The sequence below is a fragment of the Actinotalea ferrariae CF5-4 genome (assembly GCF_000603945.1).
GTDB classification, from domain to species: domain Bacteria; phylum Actinomycetota; class Actinomycetes; order Actinomycetales; family Cellulomonadaceae; genus Actinotalea; species Actinotalea ferrariae.
Genome location: NZ_AXCW01000592.1, coordinates 1 through 304, shown reverse-complemented (window position 1 = coordinate 304; position 304 = coordinate 1). Strand labels below are relative to the sequence as shown.

Genomic DNA, 304 nt, shown 5'->3' with positions numbered 1-304 from the left:
AGGCGCCATCGCCGCAGCCGAGTACATGGTTCGGCTCTACGCCTATGCCCTTAGCACCGGTGAGCTACAAGAGTGGGAAGAAGTCAGCAGCGACACCTGTGAGTTCTGCACCAACACCAGGGCGGAAGTCGAGCGGGTGTATGTCCCGGGCGGCTACTTCACGGGAGGGGAAGTCGAGTCCCTCTTCGACACCAGGGTCGTCGGCTTCGACGAACAACTGGGCATCTACGGCGTAGAGGTCGGCTTCGCGATCAGCGGCGGGGCGGAACACGCGGCGTCCGGCGCGGTGGTCGACGAGTTCCCG

Annotated in this window: 1 protein-coding gene; it reads left to right on the top strand. The window is 64.5% G+C overall.

What is annotated here, in order from left to right; genetic code table 11:
* Positions 1 to 304 (top strand): DUF6318 family protein (locus N866_RS21880; protein ID WP_034230102.1); only part of this gene is annotated, 304 nt, incomplete at both ends.